Here is a 6186-nt window from a genome sequence, read left to right on the forward strand (position 1 = left end):
CAAAAGAACTGAGGTTTGTTCTAAATGCAGGTAACTATTAAATTGCGAATTGCGAATTGCGAATTGCGAATTGGAATTGCCCACTGTTCCCTTACGCTGCAACTAAGCCTGGTACTGGCTTATAAGCCCGTAATCGTTGCCAGTCTTCGGCGGTTAACTCCTCAAACGGCAGGTCTAGCAATTGTTCGCAGTCGGCTACTTTTGCATCGCCTACGACATCTCCCTCCAACAGCGATCCCACCGCATCAAACACCGAGTCAGAATACTGCTGTTGACCACAAGAACCCAGAATTACCCACCAGTTCCCGTCAGTGCATCCGACTTGTCCCAGCTTCACGTTGTTGTGGTAAATCCCGTCCTCCAGCAGTTCCAACCCGCACTTCTCGTACTCGTTGAAAATTCGCAGCATGACCTCATTCCCAATGGTGCATGGTTCAGAGAATGGTTTCTGCACTGGTAACGTGCCTTGCTGGTACTGCTGCTTAATGTAGCTGTGGCATCGAGCGGGTGTAGTGTCTCGGAAAATCTCAACGTCGTTTACCAAGACTCGCCAGTACAAATCTTGGTAATTCTCATGGTCGTAGCTGATGCTGGCTACCAACTGTCCATCCGCGAATGCCTCTTGGTCGTAGCAGGAAATTTCAGAAATCGTAGGAACTTCTGGTACTTCAGTTAATGCAAATAGGTTGAGCGTCCCGTCCTTATGATGCCACTCGATGAAGCGTTGGCATTTGGTAACTGTCGTGTCGCGGAATAACTCTTTGCCATTGACCATAACTAGCCAGGGTTGTGTTACGAATTCGCTGTGGTCGTAGGTGATGTAGGCGATAAGTTCTTTGCCACAGTACACCTCGTGGTGGTAGAAGTTGATTTCTACGGTTGTCAGTGGTTCGGGTGCAACAGCTTCGGCTTGTTCTTCGATGTACTGCTCAAACTCGCCTTGGGCTATCGCTTGCTCATCTTTTGCAAGACGGGCGATTTTCTGGAGTTGGGCGGCTTGGTGAGAGGCGATCGCGCTAATCCACGCATTCCTACGCCGTCTGTCTCGTACTTCGATGGTGCAGCCGATTTCGCTGTAGGTACGCTTTAGCTGGGCTAGGGATTTCAGGTGCAGCTGTTGTTGGGAGTATGTAATGTGGGTCATAATAGTATTTCCTTGAATATAAGGGCAGAGAAAGCACTTTAGATTCGCAGTCGGGGTGCTTTCTCTATTTCTATGGTAGCACTACTTTAATGCTACTACAACATTTTATTACACTAAGGTAGCGTTACCCTCGTGCTACAATGAAGGGAGTATAGTTTTGGAGTAGCGTTATGGTGTTATCGGTGGTTACAGCCAAAAAGCGAATCTCGCTTTATTTGGATGAGGCATTAAAGTCTGACTTGGAACGGTTAGCCAAGATTCGGAAGCGTTCTCTATCAAATTTGATAGAAGTTATTTGCGAAGAAGAAGTAGAACGCGCCAAGAATAGTGGAGAACTAAAGGATGCGTAATCTTCAGCCATCGGTTTTAACGCTTTACTTTCCTTCCAGTGACAGGAGAAGCTGGAAATAGTAAGTCATATTTGCGTAAATTGAGGCGAAGGCATACTAAATGCTTTACTAGGACAAACTTTGAGAAATTTTGATTTAAATTCGGTGTCAACTTCAAAATTAAGTTTGATCCTCTGGGTCTGTGTTTGTAGCTTCTGATAAAAATTGATTGCAACAATCAGCAACACCTGGAATCTCTTGGACTTGACTCTAAGCAAATACCAAATAAATGGAAAGAGGTGGATAAATGAATGCCCCACCCCGTAAGCGTAATATAGCCACCTCTGCCACCTCCAATAATTTAGAACTAACCAACTCAGACATCACCCCTTCAGAAAATCCAGCTTCTGCAATCATTGACGTTTCTGCTGTTGAAGTACCTGAACTAACCGAGCAGGAGCAGAGCGATCGCCTGCATTTGGAACGCAGAGTTGAGAGAGCGTTTTTTGAGGCGGGGAAAGCTTTGGCTGAGTTACGCGATCGCAGATTGTATCGTTCCACGCATAAAACCTTTGAGGAATACTGTAAGGACAGGTTTAGTTATACTTACCGCCATGTAAACTATCTAATAGCTGGTTCAGTGATAGTTGACAACATAAAAATGGGAACTAATAGTTCCCAAAATGAACAAGTAGAGGAAATGGGAACTAATAGTTCCCAAATTTTGCCCACATCAGAGGTACAAGTCCGTCCTCTTGCAAAGCTAGAACCCCAACAACAGCAGCAGGCATGGCAAAGGGCAGTAAAACAGGCAGGTGGTAAAGTGCCATCCGGTCGCCTTGTCAAAGATGTAGTGCAAACGATTATGGAACGTACAAGAGTACCCAATACCTACCAAATTGGTGAAGTATGCCAAATTTTAGTCAAGGATAATCCTGATTTGCGAGGTAAGGGTGGCTGTTGGTGCATTGTTAGCTATGTGAGGGAGTTCAGTTGCACCGTCAGAACATGGGACGGAGAACTGACGGTTGGACTGAAGCATTTGAAATCTTTCAATTACTTGCCTGCCGAATGTCAGCAGGTGCAGGAGATATGCGATCGCATCTCACAGGTGTATTCTACGGAATTGGAGGAGTCGGTGCAGAGGTTTTTGGAATCGTTGGGGAAACTCAAACGGGCTTATTTGACGGACTTAGAAGAGAAAGTGTTGAGTTTGCTAGAGTCCGAAATCCAAGGTTAATGCTTGTTAAATAATATTTGACTGTTCTCCTGGTTACCTCTGTTTGAAATAGGCTATTTATGTAGTGTGCTAAAGGGATTTATCGAGATGCCAAAAAAGAGCCAGAGCAAGTCTAAAGCTAACGTTAAGCAAGAAGCCTCTGTTGGTTCGCGCATCCTTGAAGCACTTACCGAAAGTGAAATTTCCCAGTTACTAGATGAATTATTTGTAGTTTTATCCGACGAACAGCGAGTCACTGCATTTGCTCAACTGCAAACGGATACCCAAGAGACTTTAATTCAAATCATCACTCCACCTCAAACAGTAAAACAGACAACGATAAGCAAAGTACAACCAACTTCTAATGCAAAGTTAGCTCAAACTTGGTCGGAATTATGGAGAGAATGGAATCAGATTATTTGGCAAGCATCGCAAGAAGAGGGGAAATATATAGTTCAAGAAGTAAGCTGGGAAGAACCTTATTTTGATGATTGTACTTTTGTTGAAGATTTAGAAGCAGTTGCACAAAAGATGAAGCCATTAGTAAAAACAGCTTTTGAGAATGGCTTTAGTAATGACGATGGTTTTGCAGCCAGTTTGTTATTAGCAGAAAGCGAAATCGCTGATGGAATACCCGACTGGATGGAAATTGCTAATGGAATTCATTTGGAAGAAGCGACAACAAGCTGCTTGTTGGAATGGGAATGGTTGTTGGTGCAGTCACAAGGACAAGATGGGTTCACATTAGCTCAAAAAGTTATGGAATGGGAGTCAGAATTTTCTGATACCAGTTTAAATGATGAAGCTGTAATCGATTTCTTCTCTAATTTACCTGATGTTCAAAAAAAAATAATTTTAGACGGGATGACAGCCAATAGAAAAAGTGAAGAGTGGAAGTCAGAACTGGAAAATACTTACTCCTATTGGCATATAATTTACATGGAATTGATGCAGCAATTTGCAACACCAGAGATATATTTGAACAATCTCCGGGCTACTATTTCCCAACAATGGCAAAATGGTTTACCTGTAATTGAGGATTTGTTGGCTAAACAGGAATATCGAGAAAGCCTCACAGTCATTCAAGAGGCTTTGGATGCGTTATTAAAAAACAAGCAAGAAAAAAATCCCTGGACACCAGAAAATTCGCTGTTATTTGTTGTAATGGATGGATTTTCCTACGATCCTGGAAATGGGGAAAAGCAAAAAACTTTACTTCGCTATTATCAACAAGCTGTTCGAGAATTGGGAGAAATAGAACGAGCCAATGCTTTAGAAATTCAGCAGGTTACTTTTGAATGTTGTTATGAATGGTCGAGTATGTTCAAAGCTTTTGCTGAAATATCAGTCAGTCAAAATACTCAGCAAGCCTTGTTTACATCTTGGCGTGAATCGATAATTAAACGTGGTACACCATACAGATATTCAGGTTTATATACAAAGGTAAAACCCGTAGATAATTGGTGGTTGCATTGGTTACTCGATAGTATTACGGCTAAGGAAAAAGGACATACTTGGTTTAGGCAACAAATTATCGAGTGGTTGGAGAATTTACCTGGAGAGCAGACGCAACTGGGTGAGGAATATAGTGTTTTGCATTTGTTAACAAAAGATTTGACCGAGATCGAGTATCAGGGAAAATCCCCCTATCCTAAGTTTTATGAGGTTGTAATCCTACCAAACCAACTATCGACGCGGGATGATATTTCTAGGAGAAAGTACCTCGAAGAATATGCACCCCCTAATTTGTGGGAAAAAGTCATGGCTTACTGGCAAGCAAATTTACACAACTTGATACCCAAACCGGACTCTTCCCAAAGCTCGGATTATACGAAAAATGCACAATGGATGTCTGCCTTGAAGGAGTTAGCACCGCACAATTATGATACTTTGTTGTCCCAATGGAAAGTTCAGCACAAGCGACGACCTAATTTGTGGAAGGCGATGAGAAATTTGGGATTGACGTAAAACCACTAGATAACTGGAGCAAATGAAGTTACCTTATTTGAGGAAAACCCTACCCAGCAATCATTGATGTTTCTGCTGTTGAAGTTCCTGAACTGACCGAACAGGAGCAGAGCGTAGACGCTCTTAGCGGCTTGTCGTAGACATCGCTTGCATTTAGAGCGAAAGGTCGAGAGAGCATTTTTTGAAGCGGGTAAAGCACTGGCGGAGTTGCGCGTTCGTCTTTGACGTTGCCGAAGGCATCGCAGATTGTACCGTTCTACTCATTCCACCTTTGAGGAGTATTGCAAAGATAGATTCGGTTACAATCGCTCTCGTTCTTATCAGTTAATTGATGCCAGCAATTCTCATTTTGAAAAAAATCAGAGAAAATTTTATTATTTAAATAGAGAACTTGTGTCAAAGCATCATTTTTTGACAAATAATTATCATCCAAAGTTGGAGATAGACAAGTTTTAAGAAATTTGTCCATGAAAAATCGAGTTCAACTGATAAATTCAGATGAAATTCTCAACAACTTTTTAGTTTTTTTTATAAATAGTTTTCTTCTCCTCTTTTAATTTGTTAACATTTATCAACTAGAATTTACTCTTTTTAATGGGTCATATTCTGTGATGATCAATGAAAATAAATGCGACCAATCTTTAAACCATAAATATTTTAATAAAGTCCGAAGATCTTTAAAAAAAGTAGTTCGAGTTACCAATATTTTCCGAACTTTTTGATAAGTATAATTCACTAAATCTAAAACAGTATGAAATAAAAATGCCAGCAAATTTAAAGATAATAATAACTCGCATAAATGATTTTCACCATGACCAAAGTTATGCTCTAAATTATAACCGTGATTTTTAAGGACGTTATTCCCTTCATTCTCAACTTTCCATCTGCTGCGCCCAGCTTTGACAATTTCTTCAACATTATTTTCAGTGATTTTATGATTAGTTATCCAATTATTTTGGTAGATAACTTCCTCGGTTTTCTCATTAATAACAGTCACCTCACACCAATTAACTTCGAGGCTTGAATCTTCATCTCTTAATGGGAGTCTAGTAGTATAACGATAACGATAAATTAGATTTTTTCGCCCATCCCATTGTTTCTTTTCAATGGTTGTAACTTCTCCACTTCTTTCTAAGAATTCTAGCCAATCATATAAAGTCTTATGTGACGTTTTAAGACAAACAAAAATAAAGTTATAACCTTGTTTTAGCAGCAAGGTACAAATAGGTTGGCGAGAATACAAGTCATCCCCTAGAAGGGTTACAGGATAACCATACTTATTTTGATTATTCTTGTTTAACCATCTTTTAATAGCCGCATTTTCACAGTCTTTTTTTTGATATCCATCTTGTTTTTTAATAAATTCTGGCTCTAAATTAATTACTTGTTTTTGATTAGGAGAAACTATAATAGGTGTTACCAGGGCTATTTCATTCTAAAAAGTTGCTTAAGTGTGTATAACCCAAAAGAACAGAGCCGTTGAGCTTGTGCCATGTTTTCAAACATCTGGTCACGGTATAAATTGA

The 6186-nt window shown here is 40.4% G+C and carries 4 protein-coding genes and 2 pseudogenes; 4 read left to right on the plus strand and 2 right to left on the minus strand.

The window, feature by feature from the left end; translation table 11 throughout:
- Positions 1–91: 91 nt before the first annotated feature.
- Positions 92–1144 carry a hypothetical protein gene (locus tag H6H03_RS38910; protein WP_190960317.1) on the minus strand — a complete coding sequence of 351 codons (1053 nt, stop codon included), beginning with the start codon at positions 1142–1144 and terminating at the stop codon, positions 92–94.
- A 170-nt stretch (positions 1145–1314) separates the two neighbouring features.
- On the opposite strand from H6H03_RS38910, the gene H6H03_RS38915 reads away from it, so the two are divergent.
- The 4 genes and pseudogenes from H6H03_RS38915 to H6H03_RS41020 all read left to right on the plus strand — a co-directional run.
- On the plus strand, positions 1315–1494 hold the full coding sequence (locus tag H6H03_RS38915) for a ribbon-helix-helix domain-containing protein (RefSeq protein ID WP_190960318.1): 180 nt from the start codon (positions 1315–1317) through the stop codon (positions 1492–1494).
- A gap of 286 nt (positions 1495–1780) precedes the next feature.
- A complete protein-coding gene (locus H6H03_RS38920) occupies positions 1781–2713 on the plus strand; it encodes a hypothetical protein (RefSeq protein WP_190960319.1) in 933 nt (310 codons plus the stop codon).
- 87 nt (positions 2714–2800) lie between these two features.
- On the plus strand, positions 2801–4660 hold the full coding sequence (locus H6H03_RS41015; RefSeq protein WP_242058227.1) for a hypothetical protein: 1860 nt from the start codon (positions 2801–2803) through the stop codon (positions 4658–4660).
- A 92-nt stretch (positions 4661–4752) separates the two neighbouring features.
- Positions 4753–4999 (plus strand): annotated as a pseudogene (locus tag H6H03_RS41020) (hypothetical protein); the annotation flags it as partial.
- A 232-nt stretch (positions 5000–5231) separates the two neighbouring features.
- Here the strand turns inward: H6H03_RS41020 and H6H03_RS38930 are convergent.
- Positions 5232–6080: pseudogene (locus H6H03_RS38930) on the minus strand (ISNCY family transposase); the annotation flags it as partial.
- Between the last annotated feature and the right edge of the window lie 106 nt (positions 6081–6186).

Source organism: Nostoc paludosum FACHB-159, from assembly GCF_014698835.1.
In the GTDB taxonomy this organism is placed as follows: Bacteria; Cyanobacteriota; Cyanobacteriia; order Cyanobacteriales; family Nostocaceae; genus Nostoc; species Nostoc paludosum.

What these genes read in the sequence shown, in the direction of transcription:
- H6H03_RS38920 (WP_190960319.1), top strand. Translation starts at nt 1,781, where the DNA reads ATGAATGCCCCACCCCGTAAGCGTAATATAGCCACCTCTGCCACCTCC.
- H6H03_RS41015 (WP_242058227.1), top strand. Translation starts at nt 2,801, where the DNA reads ATGCCAAAAAAGAGCCAGAGCAAGTCTAAAGCTAACGTTAAGCAAGAA.
- H6H03_RS38910 (WP_190960317.1), bottom strand. Translation starts at nt 1,144, where the DNA reads ATGACCCACATTACATACTCCCAACAACAGCTGCACCTGAAATCCCTA.
- H6H03_RS38915 (WP_190960318.1), top strand. Translation starts at nt 1,315, where the DNA reads ATGGTGTTATCGGTGGTTACAGCCAAAAAGCGAATCTCGCTTTATTTG.